The organism is Trichocoleus sp. ST-U1 (assembly GCF_039961835.1).
Lineage (GTDB): Bacteria > Cyanobacteriota > Cyanobacteriia > Cyanobacteriales > FACHB-T130 > FACHB-T130.
Genome location: NZ_JAMPJZ010000073.1, coordinates 1 through 19222, shown reverse-complemented (window position 1 = coordinate 19222; position 19222 = coordinate 1). Strand labels below are relative to the sequence as shown.

Annotated in this window: 20 protein-coding genes; 9 read left to right on the top strand and 11 right to left on the bottom strand. The window is 46.6% G+C overall.

Annotation, left to right across the window (positions count from 1 at the left end; all coding sequences use genetic code 11):
- Positions 1 to 118: 118 nt before the first annotated feature.
- From NDA06_RS20895 to NDA06_RS20880, 4 genes are all read left to right on the top strand, one after another.
- Complete coding sequence (locus NDA06_RS20895) at positions 119 to 2092, top strand: glycoside hydrolase family 2 TIM barrel-domain containing protein (protein ID WP_190410073.1); 1974 nt, start codon at positions 119 to 121, stop codon at positions 2090 to 2092.
- Positions 2004 to 3104 (top strand): galactose-1-phosphate uridylyltransferase, encoded by a 1101-nt coding sequence (gene galT, locus NDA06_RS20890; RefSeq protein WP_190533806.1) that lies wholly within the window; start codon positions 2004 to 2006, stop codon positions 3102 to 3104. Before NDA06_RS20895 ends, galT begins: the two co-directional genes overlap by 89 nt.
- A gap of 113 nt (positions 3105 to 3217) precedes the next feature.
- Positions 3218 to 4312 carry a M24 family metallopeptidase gene (locus NDA06_RS20885; protein ID WP_190985750.1) on the top strand — a complete coding sequence of 365 codons (1095 nt, stop codon included), beginning with the start codon at positions 3218 to 3220 and terminating at the stop codon, positions 4310 to 4312.
- 171 nt (positions 4313 to 4483) lie between these two features.
- Complete coding sequence (locus tag NDA06_RS20880; RefSeq protein ID WP_190985749.1) at positions 4484 to 5767, top strand: DUF6745 domain-containing protein; 1284 nt, start codon at positions 4484 to 4486, stop codon at positions 5765 to 5767.
- Positions 5768 to 5801: 34 nt separating this feature from the next.
- Here NDA06_RS20880 and NDA06_RS20875 read toward each other — a convergent pair whose 3' ends face one another.
- From NDA06_RS20875 to NDA06_RS20845, 7 genes are all read right to left on the bottom strand, one after another.
- Positions 5802 to 6173 (bottom strand): signal peptidase I, encoded by a 372-nt coding sequence (locus NDA06_RS20875; protein ID WP_190985748.1) that lies wholly within the window; start codon positions 6171 to 6173, stop codon positions 5802 to 5804.
- 216 nt (positions 6174 to 6389) lie between these two features.
- Positions 6390 to 8498, bottom strand: a complete 2109-nt coding sequence (locus tag NDA06_RS20870; RefSeq protein WP_190985747.1) for a M3 family metallopeptidase — start codon at positions 8496 to 8498, stop codon at positions 6390 to 6392.
- A 107-nt stretch (positions 8499 to 8605) separates the two neighbouring features.
- Positions 8606 to 9625: an aldo/keto reductase gene (locus NDA06_RS20865; protein ID WP_190985746.1), complete on the bottom strand. Its 1020-nt coding sequence runs from the start codon at positions 9623 to 9625 to the stop codon at positions 8606 to 8608.
- A 202-nt stretch (positions 9626 to 9827) separates the two neighbouring features.
- Positions 9828 to 11738, bottom strand: coding sequence for a leucine-rich repeat domain-containing protein (locus NDA06_RS20860; protein WP_348251837.1), 1911 nt, complete (start codon positions 11736 to 11738; stop codon positions 9828 to 9830).
- Between the two features lie 62 nt (positions 11739 to 11800).
- Positions 11801 to 12136, bottom strand: coding sequence for a cytochrome c6 PetJ (gene petJ, locus NDA06_RS20855; RefSeq protein ID WP_190985744.1), 336 nt, complete (start codon positions 12134 to 12136; stop codon positions 11801 to 11803).
- A gap of 53 nt (positions 12137 to 12189) precedes the next feature.
- Positions 12190 to 12456, bottom strand: coding sequence for a hypothetical protein (locus NDA06_RS20850; protein ID WP_190985743.1), 267 nt, complete (start codon positions 12454 to 12456; stop codon positions 12190 to 12192).
- Positions 12457 to 12568: 112 nt separating this feature from the next.
- Positions 12569 to 12808 carry a hypothetical protein gene (locus NDA06_RS20845; RefSeq protein ID WP_242047445.1) on the bottom strand — a complete coding sequence of 80 codons (240 nt, stop codon included), beginning with the start codon at positions 12806 to 12808 and terminating at the stop codon, positions 12569 to 12571.
- 108 nt (positions 12809 to 12916) lie between these two features.
- On the opposite strand from NDA06_RS20845, the gene NDA06_RS20840 reads away from it, so the two are divergent.
- Both NDA06_RS20840 and NDA06_RS20835 read left to right on the top strand, forming a co-directional pair.
- Positions 12917 to 14392, top strand: a complete 1476-nt coding sequence (locus NDA06_RS20840) for an alpha/beta fold hydrolase (RefSeq protein ID WP_190985742.1) — start codon at positions 12917 to 12919, stop codon at positions 14390 to 14392.
- Positions 14393 to 14555: 163 nt separating this feature from the next.
- Complete coding sequence (locus NDA06_RS20835; RefSeq protein WP_190429280.1) at positions 14556 to 15365, top strand: histidine kinase; 810 nt, start codon at positions 14556 to 14558, stop codon at positions 15363 to 15365.
- Positions 15366 to 15519: 154 nt separating this feature from the next.
- On the opposite strand, the gene NDA06_RS20830 is transcribed toward NDA06_RS20835, so the two are convergent.
- Entirely contained in the window at positions 15520 to 15711 is a 192-nt protein-coding gene (locus tag NDA06_RS20830; RefSeq protein ID WP_190410085.1) for a YqaE/Pmp3 family membrane protein, read from the bottom strand.
- Between the two features lie 213 nt (positions 15712 to 15924).
- Positions 15925 to 16317: a phage holin family protein gene (locus tag NDA06_RS20825; protein ID WP_190429279.1), complete on the bottom strand. Its 393-nt coding sequence runs from the start codon at positions 16315 to 16317 to the stop codon at positions 15925 to 15927.
- Between the two features lie 50 nt (positions 16318 to 16367).
- Between NDA06_RS20825 and NDA06_RS20820 the strand changes: the two genes are divergently transcribed.
- Positions 16368 to 16517, top strand: coding sequence for a hypothetical protein (locus NDA06_RS20820; RefSeq protein ID WP_190429278.1), 150 nt, complete (start codon positions 16368 to 16370; stop codon positions 16515 to 16517).
- A gap of 186 nt (positions 16518 to 16703) precedes the next feature.
- Here the strand turns inward: NDA06_RS20820 and NDA06_RS20815 are convergent, their stop codons facing one another.
- The gene (locus NDA06_RS20815; RefSeq protein WP_190429277.1) at positions 16704 to 16982 is read right to left on the bottom strand and encodes a hypothetical protein; all 279 of its coding nucleotides are present in this window, start codon (positions 16980 to 16982) and stop codon (positions 16704 to 16706) included.
- 15 nt (positions 16983 to 16997) lie between these two features.
- Positions 16998 to 17480, bottom strand: a complete 483-nt coding sequence (locus tag NDA06_RS20810) for a VOC family protein (protein ID WP_190985741.1) — start codon at positions 17478 to 17480, stop codon at positions 16998 to 17000.
- Positions 17481 to 17560: 80 nt separating this feature from the next.
- On the opposite strand from NDA06_RS20810, the gene NDA06_RS20805 reads away from it, so the two are divergent.
- On the top strand, positions 17561 to 18049 hold the full coding sequence (locus NDA06_RS20805; RefSeq protein ID WP_190985740.1) for a DUF4385 domain-containing protein: 489 nt from the start codon (positions 17561 to 17563) through the stop codon (positions 18047 to 18049).
- 151 nt (positions 18050 to 18200) lie between these two features.
- A complete protein-coding gene (locus NDA06_RS20800; RefSeq protein WP_190985739.1) occupies positions 18201 to 19100 on the top strand; it encodes a hypothetical protein in 900 nt (299 codons plus the stop codon).
- Positions 19101 to 19222: the final 122 nt, after the last annotated feature.

The following is a 19222-nucleotide window of genomic DNA, read 5'->3' as shown; positions in this document are numbered from 1 at the left end:
AATCGCTGAAATCCAGACTGTGTAGACATTTAAAAAATTTTATAGAAAAACACTTAAAAGAGTTAGTACTCAGATATTTATGGGTACTCTAGAAATATAACCTTGGATAGATGACTATATGCACTCTTTGGGGAAATGGCTGGAGAATTGTTATATCGCGTCTGGCGGCGCTACTCAGTCTAATTTTGACCAGTTCGACAGAGCATATCCGCGTCCGCAGTTACAGCGATCGCATTGGATTTGTCTCAACGGTCCGTGGAAGTTTACTTATGACGATGAGGGGAAAATAACTCGACCCTCAGATGTTTCCGGGTGGACGCATACAATTGAAGTTCCCTTCGCGCCAGAATCCTCAAAAAGTGGCATTGGCGACACAGGGTTTCACCCGAACTGCTGGTATGAGCGGGAATTTAACATTGTTAAGGGTGCAGGTCGGGTGCTGCTTCACTTCGGGGCGGTAGATTATCGCGCCCGCGTGTGGATCAACGGTCAATTTATGGCTGACCATGAAGGCGGACATACTCCCTTCAGCATCGATATTACGCCAGTATTTAATGAGAACGGACCGCAGCGGGTAACAGTGTGGGCGCAAGACGACCCCCAAGACTTGGCAAAACCTCGTGGTAAGCAAGATTGGCAACTGGAACCGCACAGTATTTGGTACCCGCGCACCACTGGGATTTGGCAGACCGTTTGGGCGGAGATCGTTCCTTCTACCTATATTGAGCGCATCCGCTGGACGCCGCACTTTGAGCGTTGGGAAATTGGCTTTGAAGCTTTTGTTGCAGGTGACCAGTGCGATGGCATCGAGGTAAAGGTAAAACTAACCGTTGGCTGCCAGTTGCTAGTCAACGATACCTATGAAGTAATCCACGGAGAGATTCACCGACGGATTGCCCTTTCTGACCCTGGTATTGACGACTACCGCAACGAGTTGCTTTGGAGTCCGGAAAAGCCAACTCTGATCGATGTTGAGGTGCAGTTGTGGTCTAATGGCGAGTTGCTGGATGAAATCAAGTCTTATACCGCAATGCGGACGGTGGGAATCCAGCGCGATCGCTTTATGCTCAATGGTCGTCCCTACTATCTGCGACTGGTTCTAGACCAAGGCTATTGGCCGGAAACTCTGATGACCGCACCTTCCGATGAAGCGTTGCGGCAAGATGTTGAACTAGTCAAAGCAATGGGATTCAACGGGGTTCGCAAGCACCAGAAGATTGAAGACCCCCGCTTCTTGTATTGGGCAGATGTGCTAGGACTGATGGTTTGGGAAGAAATGCCCAGCGCCTATCGCTTCTCTCCTAAAGCGGTGGAACGGATTACCAAGGAGTGGACTGAGGTCATTGAACGCGATGCCAGCCATCCTTGCATTGTGGTCTGGGTGCCCTTCAACGAATCTTGGGGTGTTCCCGATTTGACAGCGACAGCAGCCCACCAGCACTGCGTCCAAGCACTGTATCATTTGACCAAGACTCTCGATCCAACTCGTCCAGTCATCGGTAACGACGGTTGGGAAAGTGCGGCGACCGATATTTTGGCTATCCACGACTACGATAATAAGCCGACTCGGATGGCAAAACGCTACGGTCCAGAAGTGAAGCTATCAGACCTTTTCGATCGCCAACGTCCGGGTGGGCGGGTTCTGACGCTGGATGGCTATCCTCATCAAGGACAGCCGATTATGCTGACTGAGTTTGGCGGTATTGCTTATGCGGGTCGGGAAGATAAAAAAGCTTGGGGATATGTGCGTTCCCATGATGTCTCCGAACTGCAAATCCGGTATACGGCGCTACTAGATGTGGTAAACCGAGTCGAGTTATTTAGCGGTTTTTGTTACACCCAGTTGACCGATACCTACCAAGAAGCGAACGGACTGCTATATGCCGACCGGACTCCGAAATTTCCCATCGAAGCGATCGCATATGCAACTCTAGGCAGGGGTGAGGAAGACGAAGAGGACGTTATGCTCACAACAGTTAAAGCTGCATTGGGGCAAGAAAACAATGTATTCCCAGGAGCTGTTGAAGCCGGATGGTCGCAAGCTGATTCTATACAGCAGATTCCCCATTGCGGAGGAAATTACAGCCACTAGCCCTAGTAATGAGCCAGTGCAGGCGAATCCTCACCTGCGCTGGCATCCGTTGCGGGGCGAATGGATTGCTTATGCAAGTCACCGTCAGGGGCGGACTTTTATGCCGCCCCCAGAATACAATCCGTTAGCACCTACCAAAGATCCTCAGTTTCCGACGGAACTCCCGCAGGGGAAATATGATATGGCGGTGTTCGACAACCGCTTTCCCTCAATGGCTTTGGGGGCGCACAATCCACCCGCTAGCATTGTGCAGACTCTCCCAGCAAACGGCGCGTGCGAAGTGGTCGTATTTACGCAAGATCCGCAAGCTTCCCTCAGTTCTTTAGAACTGGATCAATTAGAGTTATTGTTGCAAGTTTGGGGCGATCGCACTCGCGCTTTAGGCGAAATGCCCCAGATTCAGTATGTACTGCCTTTTGAGAATAAAGGGGTCGAAATGGGGGTGACTTTACAGCATCCCCACGGGCAAATCTACGCTTATCCCTTTGTTCCACCCGTCCCAGCGCGGATGTTAGAGAGGCAACAAGCGTATTATCAGGAACATCAGCGGGGTTTGCTGCAAGATTTGATCCAAAAAGAGATTTTGGATAATCAGCGAATTATTTATCTGGATGAGGAAGCGATCGCATTTGTCCCCGCTTTCGCCCGTTACCCTTACGAAGTCTGGATTGCCCCGATTCAGCCCACCGCTACATTTGTGGATCTGACAGATGGGCAGCGCCAAGGACTCGCCAAAGCCTTAAAAACGGTCACTCTCAAGTATGACGGTTTGTGGAATCGTCCTTTCCCTTACTTGATGGCGTGGTTCCAAGCACCCACCGATGGAAATCCGCACCCAGAAGCACATCTGCACGCAGAGTTGTATCCTCCCTATCGGACTCAGGATCGGCTTAAGTACCTGGCGGGAACCGAACTAGCCGCAGGAATGTTTGCCAATGATGCGCTTCCGGAGGAGAAGGTGAAGGAGTTGCAAGCTGTCGTCATCACACTTGAGAATCCTGTGCGGTTGTGAATCAAAACTTAACCCCCGAATCCCTTCGTTTGCAGGGAAGGGGCAAGAACTTCAGTTTCCTCCCCGTTTTCGGGAGGGGCTGGGGAGGAATTTCCTGCTGTAAGAGGTGAGTTATGAATCAAGTTAGTGAAGAAGTCTCTCAGAAACTAGAGTTAATCCGAAACGCCTTAACGGAAGCTGACGCGCAGGGGTTGCGATTGCGCGGCACCGATTGGTTCGCCTGGGCGACTGCTGGCGGTTCCAGCACCGTACTGCTGACGGCTGAAACTGGAATCGCAGAAGTGCTGGTGACTGCTGAGGATGCCTGGATATTAACCGATGAAATCGAAGCACAGCGGTTAAAAGATGAGGAAATTCCCGGAAATTTCCAGCATTATGCGAATCCTTGGGCTGATGCTGCGGCGCGTGAATCTTTTGTGCAACAGGCGACCAATGGGGGGAAAATTTTAAGCGATCGCCCGATTCCTCATGTCGAAAAGCGATTACCCGCCTCTCTACAACAGCATAAGCGAACCTTGATACCAAGCGAGCTGGAGCGATATCGCCAGCTAGGGCGTCAGGCAAGCGAAGCGATGACAGAGGTACTTAAAGCCGCCAAGCCAGATTGGACAGAATATCAGCTTGCGGGTGCGGGTGCCGAGGCGTTGTGGGCGCGGGGGATACATCCAGCTCTGACGCTGGTAGCAGGCGAGAGACGTTTGCCCCTATACCGTCATGCTACCGCCACAGGTGAAGAGATTGGACGGCAAGCGATGCTGGTATTTTGCGCCAGAAGACATGGTTTGTATGCGAATCTGACCCGATTTGTATCATTCGGTTCGTCGGATGAAAGCGCCAAATTGCATGGTGATGTGCGTCAAATTGAAGCGGAAGCTTTGAATTTTTTAAAGCCTGGAATCGCTCTGAATGCAGTTTATGACACTTTAGCTGATGTTTATCAAAAGCACGGATATCCTAATGCCATCCGCGAACATCATCAAGGTGGAACGACGGGATATTTGGCGCGTGAAGTTGTAGCGAATCCGACGACTAATGACACGTTGGAAGAAAATATGGCTGTCGCCTGGAATCCCAGTGTACGGGGTGCAAAGATTGAGGATACTTTTGTACTTCTCAAAGATGGACTGGAAAATCTAACTTTCGATCCAAATTTTCCCAGTGTTGAAGTAGCCGGAAGATTGCGCCCTGTGCCCTTAGAGGTTGGGTAATGAGAACGCCTTGGCGAATGTAATTCGCGTCTACACAGATGAAACCTGCCTACGCAGGTTTGAAGAGGAATTTACTCTTAGTCCGCGAAGGCGGACTTTGTTTGTGTAGCCGCGATTTCTAATCGCCGGGGTCTTTTTTGCACCAGATATATTCAGCAAAGCCGCCGCAGTATGTCACAGGAAAAGATTGAAAAGCTGACTCCAGAACAAGAAGCTTTAATTCCGGTTTATCGGGAGAAGTGGAGAGATATAGCATATTCAACTGAGCCAATTGATAGAGAAAAAGCTGCTAAAGCGGTAAAAGCAGTTTATATTTTGATTGAATTATCTGAACCAGAGATACTTTTTTACGATAGTCCTTATGCAGTAGGTAGCGACAAACAATTAGTCATAGATAAAAATAGAATATATGGAGAATTGTATGAAACCAGAAGAATATTTAACCAAGATTTTTCCGACTATTTATTATCAGCTATAAAGTCTAGTTTTTGTAATACAGTTATGAGCCGACTGGGTAGCGAACTACATAATGATATAAGTTGGAAATTAGAGGGGTTACTAACGGAGGAACTTATAATGTTCTTCCAAACAATGGAGCAAGTGCGAAATCAACTATGGGAGGAAATAGAATTTAAAGAAAAGCAAATACAGAAGCTATGCGAGGAAATGTGGGTACAGCTTGATATACCAATACCAAATAATTTGGTGGATCGGTTAATACTACAGGATTTACTCATAGGAAGTGAAACGAATCATCAACTTGCAAATCGCATATCCCAGGAAACGGATAACCTTAGCCAACAGGAAAACCTACTGAATATTATCTTTGGTAATGATGATATATATATTGAACCCGCTCAATGGGTTAGTTCGGGCAGTTTGTATGACTTTTGCATTAACGTATTAAATTTTGAGTATAAGCAAAAAGAATGGGAAGCATTTCAGACAATAGCCAAGAATTGCGGTTGTATTTTCCCTTATGAGAAGATGGTAATTGTCTGCGATCGCCCTCGCATCCTCTGCTTGGACAACCAGCAGCGTCTCCACGCAGAAGGCGCACCCGCGATACAATTTGCAGACGGATACAGCCTCTATGCTTATCATGGCGTGACATTACCTGAAAAATACGGAAAGCTACATCCGAATCAGTGGGAAGCACAATGGATAATAGATGAAGATAACGCTGAACTGCGGCGAGTGCTAATTCAGGGCATTGGCTACGAAAGAATCGCCCAGGAACTAGGGGCAATTGCGTTAGATTCTTATCAAGAATACAGTTTATTAAAAATTGATACCGATATTGATGTTGAGCCAATATCTTTGTTAAAGATGACTTGCCCAAGCACCGGATTTATTCATGCGTTGCGCGTACCACCTGAGATAATATCGGCGCGGGAAGCGATCGCTTGGGTGAATTGGGGAATTAATCCAGAAGAATTTTCTGTGCAAACATGAATTTTTTTGATGATTAACGCGATATTGAAAGCAATTAACTAACTGCTACACTATCTCCCAACTTCGAGGGCCAGCGGACAGTCAGAATGGTACAATCTGACTCGGCAGACCAAGAATGGGGCACGCCTGGAGACCAGAGAACGTAGTCGCCTTCACGAGACAATAAGACTTCTTGCTCTGGAAATTTAACGTGAAATCGTCCTTTAATCAGGATAGAAAGTGTAGTTGCTTCCTCATTCATTGCCCACTCGGATCTACCATCTCCTGCTGCGTGAATACCCCATTTCACTTCTAGGCTGGAAGTCGAACGAATGTCATCGATTGGGTTTATAAAATGACCGAGAAACCAACCAGAACGACTTGTACCTTCAGTATGAGCATTCCCAACAACAACATTAGACGGCATTTGCGAATCCTTGCTTATATGCAAGTATTAATTTTATAAAACTCAGCAAAATTATCAAGTCGGATGACTAAGTGTTAACGCACAAGTGTTAAGGCACAAGTGTGAACGCACAAAGATTGTGCAAAATATTAGGGATTGTAGAGACGCAAAATTCTACGTCTCTACAGGATGGGATTTCTCTCTACTCCCGGCGAGATTTCCCGGCGAAATGATTCCTTAACTCGACGCCACGGCTAAGCCGCTATGGCGCAGTAAAGGCTCCGTACTCGGTTCCCGTCCCCGGAAGGACTTGAACACTTCCATCGGGTGCAAGCTACCACCCAGCGCCAACACGGTGTCGCGGAAGCGCTTACCTGTAGAAGCTACAGCCGTCTCATCTTCTAAGCCAGCGTCTTCAAAAGCTGCAAAGGCATCAGCACTGAGAACTTCAGCCCACTTGTAGCTGTAATAACCCGCCGCATAGCCGCCAGCAAAGATATGTCCAAACCCGCATAAAAAGGAGTCTTCTGGCAGAGGGGACAAAATTGTTGTGGTTTTGGCAATGCGGTTTCGCACATCAGCCACCGTTTCATTCCCACCCGGTTGATAGCGATGATGCAGTTCGATATCCACTAAGCTAAAGTGCAATTGCCGCAGCGTGCCAGTACCGCTCATGTAGTTGCGTGCTGCCAAAAGCTTTTGGTAATAATGCTCTGGTAAGGTTTCCCCGGTTTCGTAGTGCTTCGCCATTCCCATCAAAGTGGGTCGGTCATAGCACCAGTTTTCCATGAACTGGCTGGGTAATTCTACCGCATCCCATTCCACATTGTTGATGCCTGCTGCACCCGGATAATCCACCTTGGTCAGCATATGCTGCAAGCCGTGACCGAATTCGTGGAATAAGGTTTCTACCTCGCCAAAGGTCATCAGGCTGGGTTTGCCATCGACTGGGGGAGTCTGGTTGCAGACCAAATAGGCGACGGGTAAGCGTGTGGTGGGCGTGCCAGCTTCGATAATTTTGGCACGGACTAGGCACTCGTCCATCCAGGCACCGCCGCGCTTTTCGGCTGGACGGCTGAAAGGATCTAAATAGAAGTATGCGATCGCATTGCCTGTTTCATCGGCAATCTGGAAGTAACGCACATCCTCATTCCACACTGGGGCTTGACCATCAGCCGCCGTGACGGTAATGCCAAATAACCGTTTTACGAGACTGAATAGCCCATCTAGCACTTGCGGTAAGGGGAAGTAAGGGCGTAACTCTTCTGCACTGAAGGCGAACTTTTCTTCCCGCTGGCGTTCCGACCAAAAGCTGATATCCCAGTGCTTCAAGTCGCTGCTTTCTGCGGCTCCTTTACTAGCAGCATACGCTTTTAATTCTTCTAATTCCTTCTTAGCAGCATCATAACTAGCGCCGCGCAGTTCATCTAGCAGCGCCTCAACTGCTTCAACGCTAGGAGCCATTTTTCGGGCTAAGCTTAACTCCGCAAAACTGTCAAAACCGAGTAGCTTTGCCTTTTCTTGGCGCAGTTGCAATATGCGTTCGATGAGTGGGGTGTTATCCAACTCGCCACTCGATGCACGGCTGACATAGGCTTTATAAAGCTTTTCGCGCAAGTCCCGACGGGTGCTGTGCTGCAAGAAAGGGCCAAAGCTGGGAAAATCCAGGGTGATGCGCCAAGGGCCATTTTCAGGGGTGGCATTTTCTTCGCCAGCAGCACGGGCAGTTTGAGCGGCTAGACTCACTAAACTGGGCGGTAAGCCGTCAACTTCCTCTTTGTTGGTGAGGGTCAGGCTAAATGCTTTAGTGGCGTCGAGGACGTGGTTAGAGAACTTGGTGGAAAGTTCTGCTAATTCGAGTTGAATAGCGTTGAAGCGATCGCGCTTTTCTCCTTCCAACCCAACGCCGGAAAGTTCGGCATCTTTAATCGCTGATTCGACAATCCGCTTTTGGGCTGGTTCCAGGCTATCCCAAGCGTTGCTATTTTGCAGCGCCTTAAATGCTTCATACAACGGCTTACTTTGGTTCAGCTTGTTGGAAAACTGCACCACTTTTGGCTGAACGGTTTCGTGAGCTTCGCGGATTTCGGGGCTATTCTTCACAGCCATCAAATGACCGACAATGCCCCAACTCCAGGTTAAGCGTTCAACCAGCTGTTGGAGTGGATCGACTAAACCGCTCCAAGTCGGTTCTACCTGAGTTTCTAGGGTGGCAAGTTCCTGTTCTAGTTCAGCCAGTAGCTGCGTCATCGCCGGAACGACGTGTTCCGGCTTGATGGCATCAAATGGGGGCAGCCCTTTGCCGATGAGTAACGGGTTATCAGTAATAATGGCGTTTGCACTCATAGGTGATTTGTTTGTAAACGTGTTTGGGCTGAATTGTCCTAGTTATCCGATCTTAAGAAAAAAATCAGCTACCCTTACAGGGTGGTTAACCGTAGCGAAGTTGCGGTTTATCGTCGGTACTCGTCGCCGCAGTCACCGATGACCTGGTATAGATCGCGCGATTGTTGAGCGATCGCATTCATTCGCCGATCATCCTCTGCATCCAGTATCAAATCAAACACCCTGGCATTGTCTTCGATATGCTCCGACACTCCTAACCGTGCGCCGATGATTGCACCGGCGACTGCTGGCTGCTCTAGAATATAACGCACCGCCACATTCGAGATATTTACCCCGTACTTCTGGGCAATCTCTTGGAGGACAGAAAGTAACTCTTGAAATAAATTCCAGCCACCCCACGCATCTACCATATTCTTGTATTTTCGCAAGCTAGCCGTCTTCAGTTCTCCTGCTCGCGGTTCTGGTTGTCCCAGGTACTTTTCTGACAGCAAGCCGCCGCAGAGTGTCCCGTAAGCAAAAAGCTGAATGTCATTCTCTTGACAAAATTGCACCATATTCACTAAAGGACGCTGGTCAATCAGAGAAAATTGCACCTGATTGGACACAATTTTGATACCTGCCTCGGTAATAATTTTCAGATGTTCTGTATCAAAATTTGTCAAAGCTAGATGCTTGATTTTTCCCTCCTCTTGGAGTTCCGCCATATACTTAAGCGCATCCAAGTAGTTTTTATCGCGGTAATCCCACCAATGAAACTGCATCAAGTCTAAGGAATCAACTCCCATTCTTTTTAGGGAAATATTAATGTTATCTTCTACCAACTTGCGCGTCATTTTAGTGGGTCTTGGTACCCATTTTGTGAAAGCTTGCAAGTTAGACAGCGCCTCTTCACCTCGACTTGCTACCAATTGCCTCCGAAACTCTCCAATAAAGTCCTCGGCGGGGCCATAATGGTCGGCTAAATCCCAAGTGGTGAAGCCTGCATCCATGTAATCAAACATATTTTGGATCGCAGCTTTTGAGTCAATTCTTCCGTGTGCGCCTGACACTTGCCACATTCCATTGAGTACGCGGCAGATATTCAAATCTGGAGTAAATTGTAATCTACTTGATTCTGGTAAATTCATGTTGACGCTTTGTTATGTATAGATAAAATTATTGCTTATCGTGTCAGAACTTGGAGGCGATACACCTACTTAACCTCTCCCCAAACCTCTCTACTAAAAGGATAGGGGCTTTCTCAATACTCTAGTTTTGAAATTTAAATACAGATGAACACTGATAAATTATCTGCGTTTATTTGTGGTAATTACTCTAAAAACTTACTATTCAGGTTTGCACTGAAAATTCTTCTGGATCGATGTCCCAATTGATCCAGCGAATCGCTGCACGAGCCGATATAATATCCGGTGGAACTCGCATAACATGAATAAAACTTGTGCTAGGACAGGTCATTTTCAGCAAGTAAATTGGCTCTTTTTGAGGAGCATCATCATCAAAATCATCAGGCTCGAAACCATCAATATCAGCGTCAAATTTTAGCAAAGTGTATTCTTGCCAGGAATCTAATTCAGTTGCTTGTAATTCTTGACAGATTCGTGCATAGCCAATCCCCTGAATTAATACTCGACGCAGTTCTGCATTGTCTTCCTCTAAAAGCCATTCCGCCTCCCATTGATGAGGATGCAGTTTGCCATATTTTTCAGGTAATTTTACACTGTGATAGTAATATCCCGTATGCCATCCATCGGCAAACTGAATCGCGGGTTCTCCTTCGGCGTGCAGACGATCTTGGTTGTCGAGCGAGAGTTTTGTAGGGCGATCGCATACTACACAAACCTTCTCAAACGGGAAAATCAAGCCACAATGCTCGAAAAGCTGGTTCAGACAGTCAAATGCTTCTTGCGTCTTTTGGTCGAGAGTGACACCTAACGAAGAAACATAAAATTCAGTCGCGTAGATTTGCTTAAAAAACTCTGTAGGGGTTACTGGATACATATCCTCTGCAAGAAAAGAGCTGGAATCAGCTCTGATGAGTTCTGGAGAGTTATTAATTAATTCATCCAGCTCCCACCATGCTTCTTCATCGCCTGCTGTCAGCTCTAGTTCTATCTGCTCTGGCGCTATTTCATTCCGGATATGATTCCACAACGCTTGACACGGAAGTCCTTCCAAAAACCATTGGAGCTGCTTTGATAGAGACTCTCCCCACACGAGCAGGGATTTCATCTGCCCAAATGTTTGTTCTTCTGGTGTATTGTCTATTTTGAGCAAGTTGAATAGTTGAGTACACCCCGCCTGTGGACTCCGGCAAAAAAGAACTTCTGCTTCTTCTTTGCCAATCATTCTATAGGCAGATTTGATAGCTTTTTTGGCTTTTTGAACATCGATTGGCTTCGTTGAGAGAGTGCGCCATTTCTGTTGAAGCGATCGCAACAGACTTCGATTAAAAATTGGATTGCCTCGGAGATACAGTTTGGTAAGGTTGGTTAACCCAGAAAGCGGACTCAAATCGGTAATTTGATTGTTACCGAGATACAGTTGGGTGAGGTTGGTCAACCCAGAAAGCGGACTCAAATCGGTAATTTGATTGTTACCGAGATACAGTTGGGTGAGGTTGATTAACCCAGAAACCGGACTCAAGTCGGTAATTTGATTGCTACTGAGAATCAGTTGGGTGAGGTTAGTTAACCCAGAAAGTGGACTCAAGTCAGTAATTTGATTGCTACTGAGATTTAGTCCAGCAAGGTTGGTTAACCCAGAAAGCGGACTCAAGTCGGTAATTTGATTACTACAAAGAAACAGGCGGGTAAGGTTTGTTAACTCAGAAAGCGGACTCCAGTTGGTAATTTGATTGTTACTAAGATTCAGTTGTGTAAGGTTTGTTAACCTTGAAAGTGAACTCAAGTCGTTAATTTGAGTGCCAGTGAGATTCAGGCGCGTGAGGTTGGTTAATCCCAAAAGTGGACTCAATTCGGTAATTTTATTTCCAGTGAGACTCAGTTGGGTGAGGTTGATTAACCCAGAAAGCGGACTCAATTCGGTAATTTGATTACAACTGAGATTTAAATCAGTGCAGTATGAAAGTATTAGATCCGCTTCATAGCAGTCCCAAGTACCAGCTTTATGTAACAGCACCTCAACTGTATGCCTTGCTGCTTCTGAAAGGCTATCTTTGTGCAAACACCAGTCAGCAAAGCTACTGAGATTTACCATTTGGTTTGGCTGGGTTTCAGACATATAGCACCTCTAGACTGAGATTTGTGTGTCTTAGTTATATGATGTCAGCGACCAGCAACTTGTTAAGAACGCCAGCCTTTCTCAGCTTGTTCTAACACATAAGCGGAAACAGCTTGGATTTCTTGTTCGCTTAAGCGGCCTTTGTATGCCGACATATTGTTTTTGCCGTTGGCGACGATGGATGCGATCGCTTCCACGTTATCCATACCATTCCGTTTTAATGCCTTGAGTTTCAGATTCTTCCCGCGTCTGATAATATTGCCGCCGTTGAGATGGCAACCTGCACATTGGACGCTAAAGATTTTGGCACCGTTAGCAGTATCTGCGGCTAAAGCTGGAATGCGAAAGGCAATTAGCACACTGAATGTTAGAAGTAAGACGGTTAGTAGCTTCTTCAAAAGAGTTTTCCTCGGTTTCGATTAAATTAATCACCAGCGGCGCATCCGCTATTTTAAGAATCAGTATCTTCTCCATCAACTTCGCCGTCTTCTGTCGCTTCCTGAAGAAATAAGCGTGCCAATCGGTTATAGGTGCCAGCGCCAACAAATTGAGGATAAGTGTGAGAACGGCTGTACACCCATACCAGTTCTTTTCCATCAAAAATACGGATGTCTTGAAATAGACCTTTACATTTCGGTTGCAGGGACTTAGCAGTATTTAATGCGTCCGTCCATCTTTCAAAGTCTTGGGAAAATTCAGGGGTGATGACTCTAAACATAAGCTTGGGCTTCTTTCTTGACTTCCTAATTTGAAGCTTAAGCGGCGGGTGGGAATTGGGGAGAATAATTCTGGACAAGCGACCAAAAGCACCGATTTTAAAGTGCCTGATGTCAAAGTGCCTCAAAGGAAGCGGTGAATCCTTCAAGACTTAAACACTCGTCTTGGAAAGATTCCGCATCTCCGACCTCTTCAACCTTGTATTCCATGAAGCGCTGACCATCTGGCGTTTTTTTGGAAGAGATACAAGTGCTTTGATACTTGTCTGCGATCTCTTTACAGGTAGTCCCATTGCGTTTCCAAGCATCGCCCGAACAGCGAATCGTTACCAGCCACATAACTTCAGTCTCCATTGATATTGGGGGTGTGCGATCGCGAAAACTCTGAGTTGCTCTGACGCAATCTGATGCATCATATCAAGGGTTATCACCCTAAGCCTAACTCCGGAGTTAAGGATTGATATGACTCGCAAGCGCTTATTTTCGCTAATTGTGGCGCTGTTGCTGATTGCACTTTCCTGGTGGGGGGTGGCGGCAGCGCGGACTGGATTGGTGACGCGAACGTTCTCAGACACATTCTCAGACAAGGGGTTGCCGATGCTGTACGTCGCACCAGAGGGTTTTGAACAGGGTTCTGAGAAAATACCCGGTGTGCTGGTGGCGCACGGCTATGCGGGTTCTAAGCAGTTAATGCTCGGCTACGCGCACGTTTTGGCGCACGCGGGGTATGCCGTGATGCTGTGGGATTTCGGCGGACATGGCGCGAATCCAGCACCCCTCCAGCGCGATTCACTTCAGCAAGACCTGAATGTGGCTTATGCTGCCCTGTTGGAGCAACCAGAGGTCGATCCTAGCCGCTTGGCGCTGCTGGGGCACTCAATGGGTAGCGGTGCGGTGATGTCGGCGGGTATCCGCAATCCCGACCGCTTTGCGGCAACGGTTGCCGTCTCACCGACGGGTGCGGGAGTAACGCCTTCTATCCCGCGCAATCTTCAGCTACAAGCCGGGAGTTGGGAAGGTGGATTTGTGAAGAATGCCCAGCGGTTGCTGGCGGCGGCGGGAGGAGAAAACGATAACTTTGCTGGGGGAAGGGCGCGATCGCTCGTTATCATCCCGAACGCCGAACACATCACCATTCTCCTCCGCAATATCAGCCACCAAGCTGCCCGAACGTGGCTCGATGCTACCTTCAGAATTCAGAGTAGCAGTAACTATATTGACCGTCGGATGGCTTGGTATGCATTGCATCTGGTGGCATGGCTGTTGTTCCTTTTCGCCGTTGCCCCTGCTGTTGCTGACCCGGCGACTACACCCAAGGCAAAGGTGCATCCGCTACAAAGCTTGCTAGGTTCGTTCTTAGCTCCATTCCTTGCCAGCGCTTCACTCCTATTGCTGAGCCGTATGGGGGAAATTGACAGCTTGGGTGGCGTCCTCGTCGGCGGTGCAATCGGAATTTGGTTCTTTGTGGCAGGCATCGTCTGGCTGGGGATTCTCTTGCGCCTACAACGTCCTACACTCAGGGTGCTGGGGATAGGCTTGGGGCTGTTTGTACTGCTTTGGGTGGGTTTCGGGGCAATGGCACAGTCGGTGTGGCTGCAATGGTGGCTAATTCCAGCACGTCTGAAGCTTTGGCCTTTGCTGTCGTTGGCTTGCCTTCCTTGGTTTCTAGCGTCGGGAGTGGCGCAACAGGATGCTGGGGTACTCTCGCGGGTAGCGTGGTGGTTGTGGCAAAGCGTGCTGCTAGTAGGCGGCTTTATTTTGGCGGTGTACTTGGTTCCGAAACTTGGTTTTATTTACCTGTTGCTGCCGCTATTTCCGCTAGCGATGGGTATTTTCTCCTTTGCTGGCAGCCAACTTAATAATGTGTGGAGTTACGCACTGGGGAGTGCATTGTTTTTCGGTTGGGCGATCGCTGCTGCTTTCCCGCTCGCTAGTTAGCGAAGACAGAATTAGCAGTTTTCTACCTAAAGGAAGTACCGATTTTTAAGCGATCGCGCCAAGATAGAAGAAGCGAATTATAACCTCTTTTTTGCTGGAAAGCTTGTACAAGTAGTTTAATTAAAGCTTCATCTAAATCAACTACTACAAACCGAGGAAGAAAATGCCTAATAATAAAATCAAAGAACAAATTACAACCGATCTCCATCAAGCTAAAGAAACAGGACAGCTCAGAGCAGAGCGGATTCGGGAAATTGTTCAATCTGCTGTCTCTCAGGTGGGTTCGGAGTTTAAGGAAGGTTCCACCGAACTTCGCTCAATTGTTAAAGATGCGGTTTCTGTGGTTCTGGAAAACTTGCAAGATAAAGGTGGCGAACTCAAAGAAGAAGTCACGGCTACGATTGAGGGAGCGGTTGAAGGCTTTAGCCATCTAAGACATCGAAATATTGCGAAAACGCAAGCAGAGGTTAAACAGCTACAAGCTCAACTGGACAACGAAGAAAATGAACTCCAGCAAGAAATTGATAAGCTGCTAGTAGACATCGAAGAATCTGGTAAAGATACCTCGCCTTCTACCAAAACTGCTCTGGAGTCTGCGATTAATAACCTCAAAAACAGTGACGAGGTCGCATCGCTGAAAGAGCGTTATGCTCAACTGCAAGCTCAACTAGCGATTCTCCGAGCGAATTTAGCTGCACGTTACGGGGGACGCGCCGAGGACGTGAAAGGGTACCTGGACGAAGCGAAGCACTGGTACGACCGTTCCCGCCCTCAAGCTGAAATAATGGTTCAGCAGGTAGAACAAAAGCGATCGCAGGTTGAAGAAAAACTGGGTGATGCGGGGGTAGCGATCGCTAAGAAAGAACGTCAGGTACGTCAAATCTTGAGTGAGTTGTTACGAACAGCAGCAGATGCAATTCGCGAAAAGGAACATGTCAGTAAATCAGGGACTCCTAAAGATCCTCACCATTAATTAAAACAGAACCAGCTAAGACTTAGCTGGTTCTGTTTTTTAAACTCAATTTTTAAACTTGCAGTAGGGTTTTAACACGCAACCAGCACTCGAGAAAGACTTCTACTCCCACTACTAGCGCTACAAGGGATAGAAGCGTCTAACTAACCTTGGCTTAGTATACGTTTTCTCCTCCAGCCATTCTTTCTTCGTGCTTCACGATTACCCAAACTGCATGAATACTACCGGGAAGCCAACCCAGAACCGTAAGCAAAATGTTGATGAATAAAGTTGGGCCAACACCAACTGTCAGAAAAATGCCTAAAGGAGGCACGAGAAGACCAGCCAGAATCCGGAGTAATTTCATGAGACTACTTCAACTTTCTTATTTAAACTCTTATTAGTCTTATTCTCCTAAATCAAGTAATTGAAGACCTCCCCCTAACGAATTATCTTCGTTTTGATAGATGGTATACAAAACTGCATTCATCTTTCTAGCTTGCAAACTAAAAAAGGAGGAACAGCATCTAGCTTTCCTCCTTTTTTTAATCTCTATCAATTTTACTTCTCTGGATAGAGATTAACCTTGAGTTTTCAAGTCACTACTGCTGCCGGTTAGTACACCCGCGTTTCTCTCAGCAAAATATTTGCTGATGAAAGTATTCGCAAAAGATAGAACGACGGGTGCCAACAAAAAAGCTAAAATCCCATGCATACTAAATCCGGGAACCAAAATTGAAGCCACCCAGAAACATATCCCGTTAACGACAAGCGAAAATGTTCCTAAGCTGACGAAGTTAAGCGGCATAGATAGGAAAGATAGAGTTGGCTTAACTCCGGCATTGACTAAGCCAATCGCTACAGCAGCAATTAAAGCAGCAGGAAATGTAGCAATATTAACACCTGGAACAAGTAAATCAACAATTAGCAGGCTAAGAGCCGTAGCTACCCAGGTAAAAAGCGTTCCCATCATGGTTTTTTTCCTTAAATTGACACAATAGAAAATTTTAAAGTCCTGATACTATGCTCAGCGATCGCCTAGCCTTCAACCTCCCTACGAAGGTAGATTTTTCTAGAAGCGATCGCCTGTTGCCTTGGTGTTTTAGTGTCTTGGTCGTTGATTACACACAAGATGTAGATAAGGTAGTTCCTCTCGCCAGGAGAAGGCAGTAAATCTCAATACAATCAGGACAACTTAAGCTAAGTGAAATTAGTGATGTATACGATGGGTGAGCGATAGCGAAATCTATGCAGGGGTTGGGTTTCCCAAGTCAAACACCACTTGCGTGCGGGGGTTTCCCCCGCACGCAAGTGGCTCCCCAACCTACGAACATCTTCAATTTAATTGCATCCGCTTACTTATTGCTGAGGTGCAGTTATGCTGACGTTATTCGTTGAGCTATCCAATACTATCCAGCCAGATTTCCCGTCTAAATTCTCTGCACTATTTGCCACTTTAAAATAGAGCTTCTCGCCGCCACGAGTTTCAACAGCAAAATCGGCTTTTTCCGCATAAACCACTTTAAATCCTCTGTCTCTCAGACAATACATCGCCCAAGCTTTCAGCGTGTGCTTGTGTGGTTCATATTGAATCGGAGGCTTGTTTAACGCCTCTTCCATCACCTTAATTAGCTGCACTGGTTGCACGCTCCACTAGATACTTTCCTTTTTAGTTTCTGCTGGATCGCAGCGAATTTCAATCAGGAATCCATCCGGGTCGTAAAAGTAAATGCCTCGTCCGGTGGGACGGCTGACAGGGCCATGATCGATGGGCACTTGATTTTGTTTTAGCACCTCGACCGCCCGCTCGAACAACTGCGGGTCGATGTCAAAGGCGAGGTGATTGGCGCGGGTAAAAGCGCGATGCGGGTCATTGTCTGGGGGTGGCAAATCCGGCTCCCAAAACAAGTCGAGGACGGTACCATCGGGGGTGACGAAATTGGTAACTTTGCCTGATGCTACAAGCGATCGCAATGTGGTCGGCACTTCTTCACCCGTCAGTTCGTACAAACCCAGGATACCCCCGTAGAAGTGCCGGGAAGCTTGCAGATCGTGGACGTTCAAGGCAATGTGGTGGACTCGCCGCAGATCCCCTGTGGAAAGGGCAGTGTTGACGGATTGGGGGCTAGATAGCATGACAGAAAAGACTCCTTTCGTTACTTTCGATAGAAGCAAGACTTTTTTCTTTAAGTCTATTATTCAAAATAAAAATTATCATGCCCTTTGATTACACTTTAGATTTTAAGGCAATCGATTTTCGCTCTTCTCCCGAACTTTATCGCGTGGGTAAGGGCGAGCAGGGGGTGCTTTTGGTAGAACCCTACAAATCAGAAATTCTTCCCTACTGGCGCTTTAAAACTCCAGAGATTGCCAGAGAATCGAGCGAAAAAATTTACCAGATGTTTCTGGATTACCTAGAACAAGATGATTTTGTTGGCGCGGATATGGCACGGAAGTTTTTACAAATGGGTTATACGCGATCGCGCAGATATGCCAATCATAAAAGCGGCAGAAAATTTAAGTCAAATCCTCAAAAAGAAACTTCTAAAGAAGCCCTGCTTCAAGCAAGGAAAGATATTTTACCCAATGAAGTAGATCCGGTGAAAGCTGAATCAGCCGCAATCTTTAAAGAGAAATGGATGCAAGCAAAGATAAATGAGATATATTTACAGCTTTTAGCAAACCATAAACAGATGTACGAGTAAGGATGAAAGAGAATAATCTTAGCAAATAGAATTCGCAGCTTCGCCAGCCTTCCTATGTCAGTTCAAATACTGACACATAATCAACTCAGAGTTTTCGGAAACGCTTTCTACATTGGTGTTGTATACAATTAGTTTACCGAGAACAATCAAAATGAGTAATAGCCGGAAATCAATTTTATTTTTTAGCTTATTTCTCACCCTTTTGGGAACAATCACCTCTGGGAAACACGTCCTTGCGATCGCCCAATCTTCAGAATCAACCCAGCGACTAACTGTATCACAGACATCACCCTCCAAATTGGCACAGCTTTCTTCTACATGTACCTATGACGATAGAAAAACCGTAGAAACTGTGAAAGACAAAAAGGGTAAAGTGACACTGGTTGGTGAAACTTATGTCATCGTAACTGAAGGACAGAATGGTATAAGATATGCAACTTGTAATCTTCCTGATAGTTTCAAGGCAGAAGGAAAAGCAATTACATTCAGTGGTGAAGTAAAAGAAATCTATCCTAATGAACGTTGGGCAGCTACACCGTTAAAAATTACAGCGATCGCATCCAGCACTTCAACCCCAACCCCAACCCCAGTTCAGTCTATTCAAAGCCTATCGAATGGTAATTACACATTTTGTAGCAAACCTCCCTCAGGCACTGGGAACCAGCAGGGTGTAGATTTAGGTCATTGTTATGTATTTAGTAAAAAAGGAAATCGCCTAGTCGGAGACCTTTACGATACCAAAACTTTGGGCGAAGTAACCGCTTGTGTTAGCGGTGTAGTTAATAAGAGAACTGTTAGCGGCGAAGCGATAGAAATTGTCGGAGATATTGGTCGGCAAAATATACCGCCAAACTCATCAGGCACCCGGTTAGTTAATTGGGACAATCAGGGTTACTTGAAAGTTGCGAGAGCTACTGTAATTGACAGGCTGAATAGCCCTGGCAGGAACAATGTCAGAAAAGTTCGCTATCGTTCTGCTTTGCTTAACTTAAATGGTTTTTATCGCCACAATCAACTGAAACAAGCACCTACAAACTGTTTAAAACGCTAAGAAAGGCAACCGCTAAAAGTAAGCGATCGCATTCTCAATAACAGTAGGTTAAACCCAACAACAAAGAAACCCAACCAATGCTTAATCGAGTTGGGTTTCTTTGCCGCATTCCAACTTAAATG